Genomic DNA, 17,160 nt, shown 5'->3' with positions numbered 1-17,160 from the left:
TTTTTCCTCTCTTGAAAAATTAATATTGTAATTTTAGCAAAAAAATAAATGAATAGTTAAATTATGTGTTATAATGTTAAGTTCGTAACATATTTTCACTAAAGGGGTAGAGATGATTAATGTTTTAATGATCGAAGATGATCCAGATTTTGCAGAGTTTTTGGCAGAATATTTGGCCCAGTTTAATATAAAAGTTACTAATTATGAAGATCCATATTTGGGAATGAGTGCTGGTATAAAAAACTATGATTGTTTAATTCTTGATTTAACTTTACCTGGACTTGATGGTCTTGAAGTTTGTCGTGAAATAAGAGAAAAATATAGTATTCCTATTATTATTTCTTCAGCTAGAAGTGATTTGAGTGATAAAATTGTAGGACTTCAAATAGGTGCAGATGATTACCTGCCAAAACCATATGATCCAAAAGAAATGCACGCAAGAATTATGAGTTTGATTCGTCGTTCTAAACGAACCAATGAAACTCCTGAGAAAATAATCAATTCAGCATTTAAAATTGATGAAAAAAGACATGAGATAAGTTACAATGATGAGGTTTTGGTTTTAACTCCTGCTGAGTATGAAATTTTAAGCTATATGATAAGACAACATGGTTTTTCGGTTAGCAGAGAACAACTTGTGTATCACTGTAAAAGCTTAAAAGATAAAGACTCTAAAAGCTTGGATGTTATTATTGGTAGACTTAGAACTAAAATTGGCGATAGCTCAAAAGCACCAAAACATATTTTTTCAGTTAGAGGAATAGGATATAAATTAATAGGATGAAAGTAACTATTAATCTTAAAATCACCGTTCTTTTTGCAACAGCTTTTTTATTTGTTTGTGCCTTGTTTGTGCTTTTAGGAAAGGTTCAGATTGATTCTTATTTAACTAACGAACAAGGAAGACAAAAAGAAATTGTAGAAAAAATAATATATAACCTAGAAAGAAAAGAAGATTTTTCAATACATGAGTATCTTCTTTCTAAATCTTTTAAATTAGTTGAAAATGAGCGTAATATAAAACATATCATTGCAAAAGGTGAAAAGGTATTTAGGATTAATTCTTTGTATGGAAGTTTTTCTTCTATTATTTATCATAATCAAATTTTTTTCTATGTAGAAAGATTGAATGCAAAATATCTTTATGAATTAAGTGCTTCTACGCGTTTAGAATATTTATTTTTATTAAGTTTCTTTTTTAGTTTGATTTTGATTATATTTTTATATTTTTCAGTATTAAGATCTTTAATGCCTTTAAAAATTCTAAAAAAGAAAATTAAAAATATTAGTGCAGGTAAAATTGAACCTTTATCTGAATACTCTCAGATTAATGATGAAATTTCAGAAATATCTTTTGAATTTGATCATGCTATCAATAAAATTCAAGAGCTTGTAAAATCAAGACAGTTTTTTTTAAGAATGATTATGCATGAGCTTAAAACACCTATTGGTAAAGGTAGAATAGTTTGTGAAATGCTAGATAATCAAAAGCAAAAAGATCGTTTGGTGGCGATTTTTGAAAGACTTGAATTGTTAATAGATGAATTTGGAAAAATTGAAAAAGTTTTATCAAGAAATTGTCAGCTTAATTTGCAAACCTATCATTTGAGTTTGATTTTAGAGCAGGCTGAAGATTATTTAATGAGAGATGATTTTTATCAAAAAGTAAAGATTACTTATAAAGAGGATACTATGATAATTGCTGATCTAGAGCTCTTTTCTTTAATGCTTAAAAATTTAATTGATAATGCTATTAAGTATTCAGTTGATAAAGCTTGCGAGATTATATGCTCTGGGGATTATATTATTGTTAGAAACAAGGGAATTCAACTTAAAAAAACTTTTGATTATTATTTAAAACCTTTTGTAAGAGAGCATAATACCCAAGTAGAAGGAATGGGACTAGGACTTTATATTATTAATAATATTTGCAATCTTCATGGTTATAATTTAACCTACAGTTATGAAGATGGTTATCATACTTTTAAAATTGTTTTTTCAAGGTTGAAATAATTTTGAAGGGCTTAGAAAAATTTAATGAGTTAATAGCTGCTTTTTCTGCATTGCCTACCATAGGAAAGAAATCTGCTTTAAGGCTTGCATATCATGTTTGCATAAAAGATCCTTTATTAGGCTCTAAGCTTGCTTATCATATTGAAGAATCCATAAGAATGATAAAAAAATGCACACAATGTGGTGCTTTAAGTGAAAATGAATTATGCGAAGTTTGTTCTAATATAGAAAGAAATCGTAATATTATCTGTATAGTTCAAAATTCTAAAGATGTTTTGGTTTTAGAAGATAGCAGAAGTTATGATGGGCTTTATTTTGTACTTGATGATACAAGTGAGGAAAATATTGCAAAATTAAGAAGTATGATTGAGTATAATAAAACTACAGAAATATTTTTTGCTTTCACACAAGGCCTAAATTCTGATGCTATTGTTTTTTTTATTGAGGAAAAATTAAAAGATTTAAATTTAAGTTTTTCGCAAATAGCTCAAGGTATCCCAAGTGGTGTGAGTTTAGAAAATGTTGATTTTATATCTTTGCATAAAGCTATAAATCATAGAACTAAGCTTGATTAATATATTTTTTTAATAATGCCAACCATTTATTTTTGTTAATATCATTTAAGATTATATTGGCAAAATCACAGTTTTTAACTCTATCTTTGGAAAAAAGTAAAATGGCATTTTGTGGATTTTTTATTTTATATTCTTGCAAAATTTGACTGATATATGTAAAATCAAATTTTATAACTTCATAATCAATTAAAATCAATTTGAAATTTAATTGTAAAGTTTTTTTAAAATCACTTAAATTATTTACAGTTTGGTTGTTTTGGCAAAATTGATTGGTTATATTTAAAATAAGATCGTTTTCAAAACTAGTAGATTTAAAAATTAAAACATTATGAGAATTTCTTTTTTTGTAAGTTTCTTGTGTGAAATTGGCATTTAAAAAATTAATAATATCTTCAGCACAAATTTTAGTAAAAGTAAAATTTAAAATATCATCAACCTTTTCTTTTGAGATAATAAGGCTAAATTTCTTTTCCTTGTAATCCTTTATAATTTCACTACTAATTCCTATATTTGATAATATACATTGCAAAAGAAAATTTTCAATAATATTGTTGTTTATAATACCTGCATGTATATTTTCAAAACAATCGTTTATAGGAATTTTATTGTGCTGGTATTGTTGTAAAATTGGTTTTAGTGTGCATAAGTTATCTGTTTGTAAGTAATTTAAACCTTGAATAAGATATTGAAAATCTTTTTGCGTAAGTTGATTTTGTAGTTTTTGATCTTGTAGTTGCTTATTGATTAAATCAAACGATAGTTTTAAATTTTCTTTTAATTCTTCTAAAGAATTTGATTTTGGTAGAGAAAGATATTTTTCAATTTCTTGGGTCAAAATTTTATTTTTTTTGATTTTTTGATTTTTTAAGATTATATAAATGCATGCAATGATAAAAATCAAAATACTCATAAAAGTATAAATGAAGAATAGTTTTTGATCGATAGGGTATAAAAAATAATAATTTAAAAAACATAAAATTAAAGTCAAAAGACTAATAAATAATATCATAAATTTTCCTTGATTAATTTAGCTATTTTTACATTGGAAAGTGATTTTAATTCATCAAAGCTGGCTTTGCTAATTTCATCAAAACTACCATAATAATCTAAAAATTTTTTAATATATCCTTGGGAAATTCCAAGTTGCATTAACCTAGAACTTTGTAAATCTTGTTTTCTTTTTGTTTTTTGATGAAAACTAATTGCAAAGCGATGTGCTTCATCACGTAATTTTTGCAAAAATTGTAATTTTTTATCATCAGTTGAAAGTTGAATTTTGCCTTCTTGAGTATAAATTTTATCTTTCGCACTTCCTTTTGCTCTATAAGCTTTTGCGTCTATTTTTTCTTTAGAAATAGCTAAAATATCTACATTTGCCCCAGAACTTTTGATGATATCATTTGCTAGCTTTAATAAAGCATCTCCCCCATCAATTAACCATAAATCAGGCGGAGGATTTTTATCAAATGACATAGCTCTTTTACTAAGAGTTTGAAGCATTTGATCATAATCATTTTTATAGGATAAATGGTAGTGTCTATAAGAACTTTTATCAAATTTTCCATCTTTATAGGCTACCAAAGCACCAACATTTGCCTCACCTTGCATATGAGAATTGTCAAAAATTTCTATATAGTTAGGATAATTTTGTAGGTTAAAAAATTCTTTTAATTCTTTCAAAAATAAATAATCATCACTTTTTAAGTGTTTTTGTATGTTTATTTTTGCATTTTCTAGTGCAAGTTCGCACAAAGCTTTTTTTTCGCCAAGTTTTGGAGTCTTAAGGTGAAATTTTCTAGAAAATCTCTCACTAAGTAAATTTTGCAAAAGGTTCATATCTTCAAATTCTTCATGCGTATAAATTCGGGTTGAATTTATTGGACTATCTTGGGTGTAATTTTCTAATATGTATTGCTTATATACAGCATTTAAGTCAAATTCTTCTTGATGATTTAGGGTTAGCACTTTATGGTTTGAGCTAATTACCCTACCATTATTTATAACAAAACGTACCATAGAGAGTATATTTGCTTCATGATATATGACAAAAATATCAAAATCTTCTAATTTTGCAAGGTCTATTTGTATTTTTACGCTTAAATCTTCTATTGTTTTGATTTGATCCCTTATAATAGCTGCTTCTTCGTAGTTTTCATTTTTTGCATATTCAAGCATTTTATTTTCTAAATTTTTTGTTAAAGATAAGGGGTTTAAAAGGGCTTGAGTGGCCTTTTGGATAATTTTTTCATAATCTTGTTTGGAAATTTTTTGCTCGCATGGTCCTTTACAACGCTTGATTTGATAAAAAAGGCAAAGTTCTTTGCAGGATTTTTTTTGTCTTAGTTCAAATGATAAATACAAAGCATTTAAAAGCTCTTTTGCTCCTTTAAAAAACGGACCAAAATATTTTATTTTGTTTTTTTTGATGATTTTTCTTGTAATTTCAAATCTAGGAAAATCTTCGTTTAAATCTATGTAAATATAAGGGTAGGTTTTATCATCTCTTAATAATATATTGTATTTTGGATGAAGTTGCTTTATAAAAGAATTTTCTAGTATTAAAGCATCGGCCTCGCTTTTTGTGGTGATAAATTCTAAATGATGTGTTTGGCTAATCATTTTTTGAATTCTTAAGCTATTATTAGGATTTGGGCAAAGATTTGGAGTAAAGTTAAAATAACTTCTAACACGGTTTTTTAAATTCTTGGCCTTACCTACATATAAAAGTTTATCTCGAATATCAAAATACTGATATACACCTGGCAAATTTGGCAAGGTTTTGAGTTCATTTTCAAGCATTTTTTATAAGCTTTCGTAATTCTTCAAATTTATTATATAAAATAGGATTTTCAAAATGATTTTTAAAATTTCCATTAGAAAGCTCTAGATGAGTTTTTTTATGATCAGCAAAAATACTATTTTTAGATATAAAGTTTTTATCGCTAAGTATTTTTATATTTTCTACCTTTGCAAAATTACTCATTGGTTTAGCTAAAGTATAGTTTTTTATGAGACTTTTAATCATTTTTTTGGTATTATCGTGATTAAGCTCCATATACGCAATGTGGTGTTTAACTAAAATAATCAAAGTATTATTTTTTATAAAGAGTTTAGTAATCATTTGTTGGTGATTATGATTAAACAAATTTAAAAACTCTTTATATTGCAAAAGTGCTTTTAAAGGTCTATAATGTTTATATTTTTCAGAATTAACAAAAATGTCAATAACATCACGACTTGTTTTAATATCATTTTTAACTTCCATTTAATTATTGTAACATTTTTTTTATTAATATTTTTAAGTGCATGTGGTTATAAAGCTGCTCCATTTTATGAAATAAAAGATAACAATGGCAGTGTAAAAGAGATTAAAAAATTCCAATCTTTGGAGAGTGAAATATGAGTAGAATACTTTTTTTACTTTGTTTTAGTATTAGCTTTTTATTAGCAGGTCAAACTCATGAGTTAAATTTGGCTTTTAGTGCTTTGGGTATAGGTGTTTTAATAATTTTTATATTAGGTTATTATTTTATCGCAGCAGAAGAAAAATATCATATTAACAAAACTAAGCCTGCTTTGTTTATAGGTACTTTATCTTTTGTTATCATAGGTATATATATGGTAATGAATGATTTAGATACGCAAATACTTGAAGAAAGTGTTAATCATCTTATTTTAGAAATTGCACAAATTGTTTTTTTCTTAATAGCTGCTATGACTTTTATAGAAGCATTGATAGAAAGATCAGTTTTTGAAACTTTAAAATACAAACTTGTAAGCAAGGGTTATACATATAGAAAGTTATTTTGGCTCACAGGTATTTTAGCTTTTTTTATTTCTCCAATTGCAGACAATCTTACAACTGCTTTGATTTTATCTACTGTGCTTTTAACCATAGATAAACATAATAAAGAATTTTTAATCCCAGGTGCTATAAATATTGTCGCTGCAGCTAATGCTGGTGGAGTTTGGTCGCCTTTTGGTGATATTACTACTTTGATGGTTTGGACAGCAAAAAAAGCCACGTTTTTTGAATTTTTTGCTCTTTTTCCTGCTTCTTTTATTGGTTGGTTGCTTACTGCTTATTTGTTATCGCGTTATGTGCCTGATATTAAGCCAAATTTCCACAAAGATAATTTAGAAAAAGTAGAAATTAAACCAGGCGGTAAAGTTTTTATTGTGCTTGGTTTTTTAACTATAGCTTTAGCGGTATTTATTCATAGTATTTGTGATTTACCTGCAATGTGGGGTATGATTTTTGGCCTTTCATTGCTTAGTTTATATATGTATTTTTTCAATAGAAAACAAGGTAAAAAAGATTTAAATATTTTTCATTATATGACGCGCATTGAGATGGATACTTTATTATTTTTCTTTGGTATTTTATCTGCTGTGGGTGCCTTGCATTTTGTTGGTTGGCTTGCTTATGCTTCTGATCTTTATGCAAAATTTGGAGCTACTAGTATTAATATAGGAGTAGGATTTTTATCTGCTATTGTAGATAATGTTCCGGTTATGAGCGCGGTGTTAAAAGCAAATCCAAGTATGGATGATACTCAATGGCTTTTAGTAACTCTTACAGCGGGAATAGGGGGATCTTTGATTAGTTTTGGTTCAGCTGCTGGAGTGGGAGTAATGGGTAAAATGAAAGGAATTTATACTTTTAATGCTCATTTAAAATACGCATGGACGATTTTGGTTGGTTATATAATATCTATTATAGTTTGGTATGTACAATTTCAATTGTTAAATTTATAAAGGAGTTAGATGAAAAAAGCAGATATTTTAGTTTTGGACTTTGGTTCACAATACACGCAACTCATTGCTAGAAGATTAAGAGAGCAAGGTGTGTATGCAGAAATTTTACCTTTTAATGTGAGTTTGGATGAGATTAAAGCTAAAGAACCTAAAGGTATTATTTTAAGTGGTGGGCCAGCTAGTGTATATGCAAATGATGCTTATTTTTGTGATAAGGGTGTTTTTGATTTAAATATACCAGTTTTAGGAATATGTTATGGTATGCAACTTATGGCACATCATTTTGGAGCAAATGTTGCCCCAGCAGGTCATAAAGAATATGGCAAAGCAACTATAGATATTCAAAATGATAGTGACTTGTTTAAAAATCTACCTAAAAAGCAAACGGTATGGATGAGCCATTCTGATAAGGTTGAGAATTTACCACAAGGTTTTGAGGTTTTAGCAACTAGCGAAAATAGTCCATTTTGTGTATTTGGAGATGAGAAGCGTAAATTTTTTGCTTTACAATTTCACCCTGAAGTGCAACATAGTGAATTTGGAAAAAGCATCTTGAAAAATTTTGCTAAGTATGCATGTAATTGTGATAGTGTATGGAATATGGGATCTTTTGCAAAAACTCAAGCACAAAAAATCAAAGAAGAAGTAGGAAATGATAAAGTGCTTTGTGCAGTAAGTGGTGGAGTTGATAGTAGCGTAGTGGCTGCATTATTAGCAAGTGCGATAAAAGATCAAGTAGTAGTTGTTTTTGTTGATAATGGTCTTTTAAGAAGCGGTGAAAAAGAACAAGTTGAGTATATGTTTAGACACACCTTGGGCATTGATTTAATCAGTATTGATGCTAGAGAGATTTTCTTAAGTCGTTTAGCGGGAGTGAGAGATCCTGAACAAAAGAGAAAAATCATAGGAAATACTTTTATAGAAGTTTTTGAAGAAGAAGCTAAAAAACATAAAGATGTAAAATATTTAGCACAAGGGACTTTGTATACGGATATTATCGAAAGTTCAGTTGTAGGAGCTAGTAAGACTATAAAATCTCATCACAATGTGGGCGGTTTGCCTGAAAAGATGAATTTAAAACTCATCGAGCCTTTAAAGGAGATTTTTAAAGATGAGGTAAGAGCTTTAGGAATGGAGCTTGGCTTAAGTAAAGATGCAGTTTATCGTCATCCTTTCCCAGGACCAGGTCTTGCTATACGTATAATGGGTGAGGTAAATGAGCCTAGTTTGGAGCTTTTAAGAAAAGCAGATGTGATTTTGATTGAAGAATTAAAAAGCAGTGGCTGGTATGATAAGACATGGCAAGCTTTTTGTGTGCTTTTAAACGTACAAAGTGTTGGTGTAATGGGAGATAATAGAACCTATGATAACGCAGTTTGCGTGCGTGTTGTTAATGCAAGCGATGGTATGACTGCAACTTTTTCTCATTTACCTTATGAATTATTGGAAAATATTTCACGCCGTATTATTAATGAAGTAGAAGGAATCAATCGCGTGGTATATGATATTTCTAGCAAGCCACCAGCAACGATTGAATGGGAATGATTATTTAGTACAAAAATATACAAAAGCAGGGGGAAGATTTTGCCAAATGATAGGTGAAATTTCTACCTTGCTAAAAGTAGCAAAAAGTTTTTTCTTAAAAGCCCTTCCTTTTGGTGTTGGGAGTATATAAGCAAATGTTGCAAAACAACCGTTTTCCTCTAAAGCATCATGAATAGATTTTAGTAATAAATCTTGCTCTTTGGAATTTAATAAAGCCCAAGGAATTCCTGAGATAATCAAATCAACACTGTTGATCGCTCTTTTTTCTAACATATTTGGTAAAAATTCTGCTGAATTAACTTCTATATCTATATTTTTTATATTTTGTTTTAATTTTTTTGCCATGTGAGGGTTGATTTCAACGGCAAAAAATCTTGCATTATGGCTTTTTTGTTTGAGGATATACTTTGTAAAATTTCCCGTACCAGGCCCTATTTCAACGATATTTTTTGCATATTGAACATGAGAAGTTATAAGTTTGCTTAATTTTTTGGAGCTTGCGCAAAATGCTCCTGTTTGTTTTGGGTTTTTAAAATATTGATATAAAAACATAAATAAAATACCTAAAGATGTTTATTTTGTGAAATTTTAAAATATAATTGTAAATTTATGAAAACAAAGTTAAAATAAGAATTGAATTTTTCTTTAGATCAAGGATTTGGATATGCACGGAAAAATAATGGTTTATGTGGATGCTACTGGAAGAGGAACAGTAATCAATCTAGCAAAAACATTTTTTGAATTTAATAAACACGCATGGCATGATAAAAGAAGTATGCCAACGGTTGGTATGTTTGTTGAATTTAGATCCGATGAAAAGCATATTACCGATTTACGTCCTTCTAAATTTCAAGAATTTACAGATAATGATTTTATTAAAGAAAGAGATTTTTGGAAAACAGATAGCGATGATGAATTAGAAGATTTAAGACTGACAAGACGCGATGCTTATGTTCAAGAACTTTATAGAGAAACAGATTATGATAATCTTGATAAAATCACATTAAATTTAACTATCCCACAAGCCATTCAAAGATATTTTTATAATGAAACCTTGTCAATTAATGCAGTAAAAGACATTAACACAGATGAGGTGCCATATATTATTGATTTTTTTGCTATGAAGCGTTTTTTATATAAGGCTTTAGATACTTTATTATTTTTGGATAATACTATCAATCAAGCTGATTTTTCTGCAATGAAAAATATCATAGTGCACCTTGAAATGTCATATAAAGATATGAAAGACAAGCAAAAGCATATCAATATGGAACGCTTATATGAAGAGGTTTTTTTATCTCATCAGTGTCATTACCAAGCGCTTTTAGCTTCGATCGATAATAGAAAAAATAGAAAATTAGCACTTTATCGTCAAATGAGCACTTTAATAACAGATATAAAATCAAAACAAGCAAGATTAGAAGCAGAAGGTGGAAAAAAACACCAAGAATTAGAAGAAATGATACAAGGTAAAAAACAAAAACTAATAGAATTAAAAAATGAAGCTGATTATTTTACTAAAAGCGTAGAAAGACTAGAGTTGATAAAAAAATCTTTTTATGAAAAAAATTTTACAATTTTTAGTAATAGTTTTAATATGGCAAGAGAAAAGCTTTTTGAAAAGATTAAGCAGGGTTTAAATATATGTGCAACAAAACTAGATATAGAGATTTGGAAAAAATCTTTAAAATCAACAAGCATTAAAAACTCTTATTTTAAAACAGCAAGTGAAATTTCTTTTTGTACGCTTTCTTTTGCTGAGCTTTATTTAAACAGACTAAACAAACATGCTTTAAACCCAAATGATCAATTGTTATTTTCATATGTAAAGAAAGTAAAAAAAGAATGTGAAAAGAAATTCCTAGTTGTAACTTCTAATCCTGATTTATATGTTAATATGAAGATTCAAATTTTTTCAATGAATCCTTATTATGTAGTTAAGCATGCACTTAAGAAAGTAAATTACCAAGGGTTAATGAAAAACACTGAATTTGATATAGTTTATGTCGATGAAAAGACTATATGGGCGCCTATTGCTGATGTTATTTTGGAAGGAAAATATTTTTTAAAGAAAGATTCTAAGACAAAATTTAAGATTTTATAAAAACCTTTTAAACGCTATTTTTAAGTTTTGTTAGCTATAATTATGCTGCCTAAATGGTTCGATATGGTATTAAAGAGGATCCAACACATTAATTATAAGCTGTGATGTGTGATTTACCGTGTTCTGTGACTTCGTTTGAGTTTTGAAAAAAAGCGAGAAGCTGCAGCCTTTAAAAATCACCTAATGGCATACTTTGACCTTTTGAGGGTCAGACACTTATACTCCGGCCATTTGGGTTTTTGTAATATTTTTAAGGAAAATAATGAAAATTTTAATACTAGGAAGCGGTGCTAGGGAGTATTCTATCGCTTTGGCTCTTCAAAAAACAAATGATAATTTAGAATTTTATTTTGCTCCAGGAAATGGTGCTACTGCTAAAATAGGAACAAATCTTAATATGAAAGATCCTAAAGTTATAACAGCTTATGCAAAAGCATCTGAGATTGATCTTTGCATAGTTGGGAGTGAAAATTTTTTAGCAGAGGGTATAGTAGATTTTTTTAAAGAAAACAATATTGCTATTTTTGGACCTACTAAAGCTGCTGCTATGTTGGAAGCTTCAAAATCTTTTATGAAGAGTTTTTTAAAAAAATATAAAATCAAAACAGCTAAATTTTTAAACACAACCGATTATGAAAAAGCTAAGAAATTTATCACATCTTTAACACCTCCTATTGTTGTAAAAGCAGATGGCTTATGTGCAGGTAAAGGGGTGATTATCGCGCAAAGCCATGAAGAAGCTTTAGAAGCTACTAAAAATATGCTAAGTGGAGAAAGCTTTGGGGAAGCTGGAAAAATTGTTGTGATTGAAGAATATCTTGATGGTTTTGAATTAAGCGTATTTGCAGTTTGCGATGGAAATGATTTTATATTGTTGCCTGCAGCGCAAGATCATAAAAGGTTATTAGATAATGATAAAGGGCCTAATACGGGTGGCATGGGGGCTTATGCTCCAAGTGCTTTAGCAAGTGAAAGTTTGTTAGAGCAAGTGAAGAAAGATATAGTGGCGCCAACTCTTAAAGGCATGAAAGAAGAAGGTGCTGAATTTGTTGGAGTGTTGTTTATAGGCTTGATGGTTGTAAATAATAAACCTTATGTTTTAGAGTATAATGTGCGTTTTGGTGATCCTGAATGTGAGGTTTTGATGCCTTTAATAGAAAATCCTTTGGATTTATTTTTAGCATGTGTGAATAAAAATCTTGCTAATACTCATATAAAAATTAAAAATGAATTTGCTGTGGGTGTGGTTTGTGCAAGTAAAAATTATCCTTACAAGGACTCACCAAAAGCTTTGATTGAGATAGGCGATATTCCACAAAATTCTCATATTTCTTATGCTGGTGTGAGTTTAGAAGATGATAGATTATATGCCAGCGGTGGTCGCGTGTTGGTTTGTGTGGGAACTGGCAAAAGCATTGAAGAAGCTCAAAAAAACGCTTATATGCTTTGTGAAAATGTCCATTTTAAAGGAAAACAATACAGAAAAGATATTGCCTTTCAGGTTCTTAAATGAGTACCAATCAAGAATTATTTGATAAGCTAGAAAAAGAAGAAATAAAAATAGCAAGTTTTAAAAAAAGATTTTTAGCTTATGTTGTTGATAGTTTTGTAATTTTGGGCATCGTAAGTATTATTTTACTCGATAAAATTAATTCTATGCAAACTTATGAAGAAATTCATAATCTTTTAATGCATTTTGCTGGTGGGATTTTGATTTTGCAGTTTGCATACCATAGTTTATTTACTTATTTATATGGCGCAACTTTAGGAAAAATGCTTTTGAAGATCATGGTGATTGATCAAGAATTGCTAGATAAACCAAATTTTACTCAAAGCGCTCTAAGAGCAGGTGTAAGACAAATTAGTGATATGTTGTATGGTTTAGGATTTGCTTGGGCTTTGAGTAATATTGTTTTGAAAACTTGGCATGATTATGCAGCCAAAACAGTGGTGATAGATCTTGCGTAAAATATTGCTTTCTTTAGCTTGTGCAGGGAGTTTGTATGCTTCTAAGGTAGACATTTATGCTTTAGATGTTGTAAAAACAAATGATATCATAGAAGCAAAAAACAATGTAGTTGTAGTTTCTGATTTGTATTTAATCACCGCAAGTAAGGCCAAATTTAATGAAGCGACAAAAGATTTAGAATTGTTTGGTGATGTGAATATCTTACGAGGGCAAAAAGAAAGAACTAATTCTACTTATACTAAGATTAACCTCAAAGATAATACAACAGCTTTTAAAAATTTATTTTTTTCAAATAACGATTTAGAGGTTTGGTTGCAATGTCATCAAGCAGATTTAAATGATAAGTTTGTTGTAACTAAAAAGTCGGTTGTTTCTAGTTGTAATGTTGAAAATCCTGATTGGGAAATTCGTTTTGATGAAGGAAAATTAAATAAAGAGAGTAATTTTTTACATCTTTATAACGCAAGATTGTATGTAAAAAATACTCCTGTAATGTATTTGCCGTATTTTGGCTTTAGTGTAGACACCAAAAGAAAAAGCGGTTTATTAATTCCTCAGGTGGTTTTAAAACAAAGCGAGGGGTTATATTATAACCAACCAATCTATTATGTTATTGATGATAATGCAGATATTCAATTTGAACCTCAAATTAGGACAAAAAGAGGCTATGGATTATACTCAACTTTAAGATTTATTGATAGTCCTTATTCTCAAGGTGAAATTAGCGGTGGTATTTTTGGAGAAAAATCAAGCTACAAAAGAGAGGAAAATTTAAAAAACAAAGAACATTATGGTTTAGAAATTAAATATTCAAGCGAAGCTTTATTCAAGAGCCTTTTGAGCGATGAATTTCAAGAAGGCTTATGGATTGATGCTACTTATTTAAATGATGTAGATTATATGAACTTAAGCTCTAGTGCAAAAACTGAAGCTTCTTTGGTTACCTCAAAAATAAATTATTTCTTATCTGATGATGATAATTATTATGGTGCTTATGCGAAGTATTATGTAGACACTTCTAAAATTAGCAACAAAGATACCATGCAAGAATACCCTTCTTTTCAATATCATAGATATTTAAATGGTTTTTTTGATAACTATATACAGTATAGCTTAGATGCTTCTTTTCATAGATATTATAGACATACGGGTATTTATGCTAAAACTTTAGATTTTGATTTGCCTTTAATTTATCATACAAGTTTTTTGGATGATTTTTTAAATTTTGCCTTTACAGAAAGAGTTTATGTAAATTTTGTAGATTATTCTAATACAGATATTAAAAATCAAGAGCATTTGTTTAGAAATTCACATAATTTTTCTTTATATACAGATCTTTCTAAGCCTTATGAAAATTTTTATCATACCTTATATTTAGGTGCTAATTATTTTATACCTGGAGCCAAATCAGGTAAAATTACCGAAGATTTTATAGAATTAAAAGATGATCCTGAGCAGTTTAATTTTTCGATGTATCAGTATTTTTATAGTGCTTTAGGCAAAAAAAAGCTATATCATGGTTTAAAGGCTAAATATTTTACCAAAGAAGGTAGTTTTGGTGGTTTTGATAATGTTGTGGAATATTTTTATAATGATTATATAAGTTTAAGAAATGAGGCAGAATATTCAGGGGTAGATAATCGCTTTGATAAGGTATTTAGTGAAGCCTTATTTGATTATGGTGAGTGGAAAGTTAGTTTAAATCATGCTTATAGAATATATGAAAAAGAAAAATATAATTTTTTAGGAACTAAAGCTCAGTATGATATAAATACCAACTATCAAATATTTGGTGGTTTGTGGTTTGATTTGAATAAAGATCCTGAAAAATGGGAGATAGGTTATACTTATCAAAGAAAGTGTTGGAATTATTCTTTGATATATCGTAAGGATATTTCACCTAAACTTACTAGTGGTGGGATTAGTGCTAAAGATCAAAGTGGTGTGTATTTTATGTTTAATTTTTATCCTTTGGGTGGTGTATCTTATGATTTTTCTCTGGAAGAAAATGAAAGGTCTATATAATGCTTTTTGAAGATGAAAAAGATGCGCTTGCTAGATTGTATGATATATTGCCACTAAATAAACTAAAAGATTATATTATTATTACACCTTCTTTAAAATCTATAGTTTTTGTTGATGCATTAGCACAAAAATTAGAAATTCCGTATAATTTTTTATTTACAGAGCAAATCAAAGCTCCTAATAATGATGAGTGTCAAATAGCTATGATTAGTGAGACAAAAGAGCTTGTTTACAATGAGGCTTTAGTTAAAGCTTTTGATATAAGCTTAGATTATATTTATGGTGAGGCAAATAGGACTTATGAAGAAAAAATTTTAAAAAATGTATATCGTTACAGAAAAGGAAATCTTTTAAAAGACTTAAAAGGAAAAAATATTTTAATGTTACATGAGGGTTGTGAAAGCGGGATTACTGCTTCTTCATGTATTAAAAGTTTGCTAAAGGAAGAAGTAAATAGCATTATTTATGCCACTGCTTTAATGCCAAGTGATGTGTATGATTATATTAGTGTTTTTGTAGATGAGGTTTATTGCGCGCAAAAGATTGATCATTTTGTGAATATTGAGTTCTATTTTAAAAATAAAACGATTTTGCAAGCCCATGAAATTTTAGATATTTTAGAAGAAAGTAAATATTATCTTCCTTTAAAAAAGTAAATTTATATCTAAACAATTTGTTGTTTAGATATAAATTTATAGGCAAAATAAAAACAGGCTTTTTAAGTTTTAGTTTTTAAAATTTAAAAAGCTTATTTGGTTTTGCCTATGATAAAAATTTAAAGGAAAATCATGCGACATGAAATAAATATCAATAATCATCTTGAAATATTTGATACTGATAAGGTAGCAAAACAAGCTGCTGGTGCAATTTTAATGCAAGAAAAAAATGCAGTAGTTTTAGCAACTGTAGCAAGAGAAGAAAAAATGGTAGAAGAGGATTTTTTACCTCTTACGGTGCAATACATAGAAAAAGCTTATGCAGCAGGTAAAATTCCAGGTGGCTATGTAAAAAGAGAAACCAAACCAGGTGATAATGAAACTTTAAGTGCAAGGATTATAGATAGAAGCCTAAGACCTCTTTTTCCAAAAGGCTATGCTTATCCAACCCAAATTGTAGTTATGGTTCTTTCTGCTGATCCTGAAGTAGATTTACAAGTAATGAGCCTAAATGCTGCAAGTGTTGCTTTATATTTAAGTGATATTCCTATTAAAGCACCAGTTTGTGGTGTAAGAATAGGTCGTATAAATAATGAATTTGTTTTAAATCCAAGTAACAGTGAGCTAAAAAATAGCACTTTAGATCTTTATGTAGCAGGTGTTAAAGACGAGCTTTTAATGATAGAAATGAGAGCTTTGGCAAATAAGCAAGATGATAAACATCATATGAATGAACTTAGCGAAGATGATACTTTAAAGGCTTTGGATTTTGCAAGCAGCGCAATCTTGCGTGGCTCCAATGAATATGAAAAAATATTTGCCGCTTATAGAAAAAATTCCCAACTTGAGTTTAAAATAGAGCTAGATAATGCTCAAATTATTGACTATATAAAAAATACTTATATGACAAAACTTAAAATTGCCATCAATCAAATGGCAAAAAGTGAAAGAGCGAGTGAAATTTTGCAAATTGCAAAAGAAATTGAAAGTGAAGTAATAGCTATCGAAAATGAATGGAAATTTGAAGATATTGAAAAAGCTTTGCATACATGTAAAAGAGAACTTATTAGAAGTCAAATTATTAATGAAAATAAACGAGCAGATGGTAGAGGTTTGAAAGATGTTAGGAAAATAGACATAGAAACAAATATTTTACCAAGTGCTCATGGATCTTGTCTTTTTACTAGAGGACAAACCCAAGCTTTAGTTGTTGCAACTTTAGGAAATGATAATGATGCGCAAATGTCAGATTTGCTAACAGAAAAAAATCCAATTTGTGAAAAATTTATGGTTAATTATAATTTTCCAGGTTTCTCTGTAGGTGAAGCTAGCCCTATAAAAGCTCCTGGTAGAAGAGAACTAGGGCATGGAAATTTAGCAAAACGAGCTTTACATCCTAGCGTGGATGTAGATTGCGCTCATACCATTCGTTTGGTATCTGAAATTTTAGAAAGCAATGGTTCTAGTTCTATGGCTACTGTTTGTGGCGGTGCTTTGGCTTTAAGAGCTGCAGGA

Annotated in this window: 15 protein-coding genes; 11 read left to right on the top strand and 4 right to left on the bottom strand. The window is 29.0% G+C overall.

Annotation, left to right across the window (positions count from 1 at the left end):
- Nucleotides 1–112: 112 nt before the first annotated feature.
- From CAMP18498_RS06715 to recR, 3 genes are read left to right on the top strand one after another with little or no spacing between them, the layout of a single operon-like run.
- A complete protein-coding gene (locus CAMP18498_RS06715; protein WP_012661225.1) occupies nt 113–784 on the top strand; it encodes a response regulator transcription factor in 672 nt (223 codons plus the stop codon).
- Nucleotides 781–2,013, top strand: coding sequence for an ArsS family sensor histidine kinase (locus CAMP18498_RS06710; protein WP_337198096.1), 1,233 nt, complete (start codon nt 781–783; stop codon nt 2,011–2,013). Before CAMP18498_RS06715 ends, CAMP18498_RS06710 begins: the two co-directional genes overlap by 4 nt.
- Nucleotides 2,013–2,588 carry a recombination mediator RecR gene (gene recR / locus CAMP18498_RS06705; RefSeq protein WP_337198123.1) on the top strand — a complete coding sequence of 192 codons (576 nt, stop codon included), beginning with the start codon at nt 2,013–2,015 and terminating at the stop codon, nt 2,586–2,588. The genes CAMP18498_RS06710 and recR overlap by 1 nt, the downstream gene beginning before the upstream one ends.
- On the opposite strand, the gene CAMP18498_RS06700 is transcribed toward recR, so the two are convergent.
- The 3 genes from CAMP18498_RS06700 to CAMP18498_RS06690 are packed head-to-tail and all read right to left on the bottom strand — an operon-like array spanning nt 2,575 to nt 5,853.
- The gene (locus tag CAMP18498_RS06700) at nt 2,575–3,597 is read right to left on the bottom strand and encodes a hypothetical protein (RefSeq protein WP_337198095.1); all 1,023 of its coding nucleotides are present in this window, start codon (nt 3,595–3,597) and stop codon (nt 2,575–2,577) included. The two genes, recR and CAMP18498_RS06700, sit on opposite strands and share 14 nt — an antisense overlap.
- Nucleotides 3,594–5,387 carry an excinuclease ABC subunit UvrC gene (uvrC, locus tag CAMP18498_RS06695; protein ID WP_337198094.1) on the bottom strand — a complete coding sequence of 598 codons (1,794 nt, stop codon included), beginning with the start codon at nt 5,385–5,387 and terminating at the stop codon, nt 3,594–3,596. Before uvrC ends, CAMP18498_RS06700 begins: the two co-directional genes overlap by 4 nt.
- Complete coding sequence (locus tag CAMP18498_RS06690; RefSeq protein ID WP_337198093.1) at nt 5,380–5,853, bottom strand: hypothetical protein; 474 nt, start codon at nt 5,851–5,853, stop codon at nt 5,380–5,382. Before CAMP18498_RS06690 ends, uvrC begins: the two co-directional genes overlap by 8 nt.
- Nucleotides 5,854–5,987: 134 nt before the next feature.
- Between CAMP18498_RS06690 and nhaD the strand changes: the two genes are divergently transcribed.
- Both nhaD and guaA read left to right on the top strand, forming a co-directional pair.
- Entirely contained in the window at nt 5,988–7,346 is a 1,359-nt protein-coding gene (nhaD, locus tag CAMP18498_RS06685) for a sodium:proton antiporter NhaD (protein WP_337198092.1), read from the top strand.
- Nucleotides 7,347–7,355: 9 nt separating this feature from the next.
- On the top strand, nt 7,356–8,891 hold the full coding sequence (gene guaA / locus CAMP18498_RS06680) for a glutamine-hydrolyzing GMP synthase (RefSeq protein ID WP_337198091.1): 1,536 nt from the start codon (nt 7,356–7,358) through the stop codon (nt 8,889–8,891).
- Here guaA and CAMP18498_RS06675 read toward each other — a convergent pair whose 3' ends face one another.
- Entirely contained in the window at nt 8,892–9,443 is a 552-nt protein-coding gene (locus CAMP18498_RS06675) for a class I SAM-dependent methyltransferase (protein ID WP_337198090.1), read from the bottom strand.
- Nucleotides 9,444–9,555: 112 nt separating this feature from the next.
- Here CAMP18498_RS06675 and CAMP18498_RS06670 point away from each other — a divergent pair, with 112 nt between their 5' ends.
- The 6 genes from CAMP18498_RS06670 to CAMP18498_RS06645 all read left to right on the top strand — a co-directional run.
- On the top strand, nt 9,556–10,995 hold the full coding sequence (locus CAMP18498_RS06670) for a hypothetical protein (protein WP_337198089.1): 1,440 nt from the start codon (nt 9,556–9,558) through the stop codon (nt 10,993–10,995).
- Nucleotides 10,996–11,257: 262 nt separating this feature from the next.
- On the top strand, nt 11,258–12,508 hold the full coding sequence (purD, locus tag CAMP18498_RS06665; RefSeq protein ID WP_337198088.1) for a phosphoribosylamine--glycine ligase: 1,251 nt from the start codon (nt 11,258–11,260) through the stop codon (nt 12,506–12,508).
- Nucleotides 12,505–12,963 carry an RDD family protein gene (locus tag CAMP18498_RS06660; protein ID WP_337198087.1) on the top strand — a complete coding sequence of 153 codons (459 nt, stop codon included), beginning with the start codon at nt 12,505–12,507 and terminating at the stop codon, nt 12,961–12,963. The genes purD and CAMP18498_RS06660 overlap by 4 nt, the downstream gene beginning before the upstream one ends.
- Nucleotides 12,953–14,989: an LPS-assembly protein LptD gene (locus CAMP18498_RS06655; protein ID WP_442867729.1), complete on the top strand. Its 2,037-nt coding sequence runs from the start codon at nt 12,953–12,955 to the stop codon at nt 14,987–14,989. Before CAMP18498_RS06660 ends, CAMP18498_RS06655 begins: the two co-directional genes overlap by 11 nt.
- A complete protein-coding gene (locus CAMP18498_RS06650; RefSeq protein ID WP_337198085.1) occupies nt 14,989–15,645 on the top strand; it encodes a sodium:proton antiporter in 657 nt (218 codons plus the stop codon). Before CAMP18498_RS06655 ends, CAMP18498_RS06650 begins: the two co-directional genes overlap by 1 nt.
- Nucleotides 15,646–15,777: 132 nt before the next feature.
- Nucleotides 15,778–17,160 (top strand): polyribonucleotide nucleotidyltransferase (locus tag CAMP18498_RS06645; RefSeq protein WP_337198084.1); only part of this gene is annotated, 1,383 nt, incomplete at its 3' end.

It is taken from the genome of Campylobacter sp. W0066.2 (assembly GCF_024723515.1).
In the GTDB taxonomy this organism is placed as follows: Bacteria; Campylobacterota; Campylobacteria; order Campylobacterales; family Campylobacteraceae; genus Campylobacter_D.
Note: the sequence above shows the minus strand (reverse complement) of the source record. Positions and strands in the feature narration are given on the sequence as shown.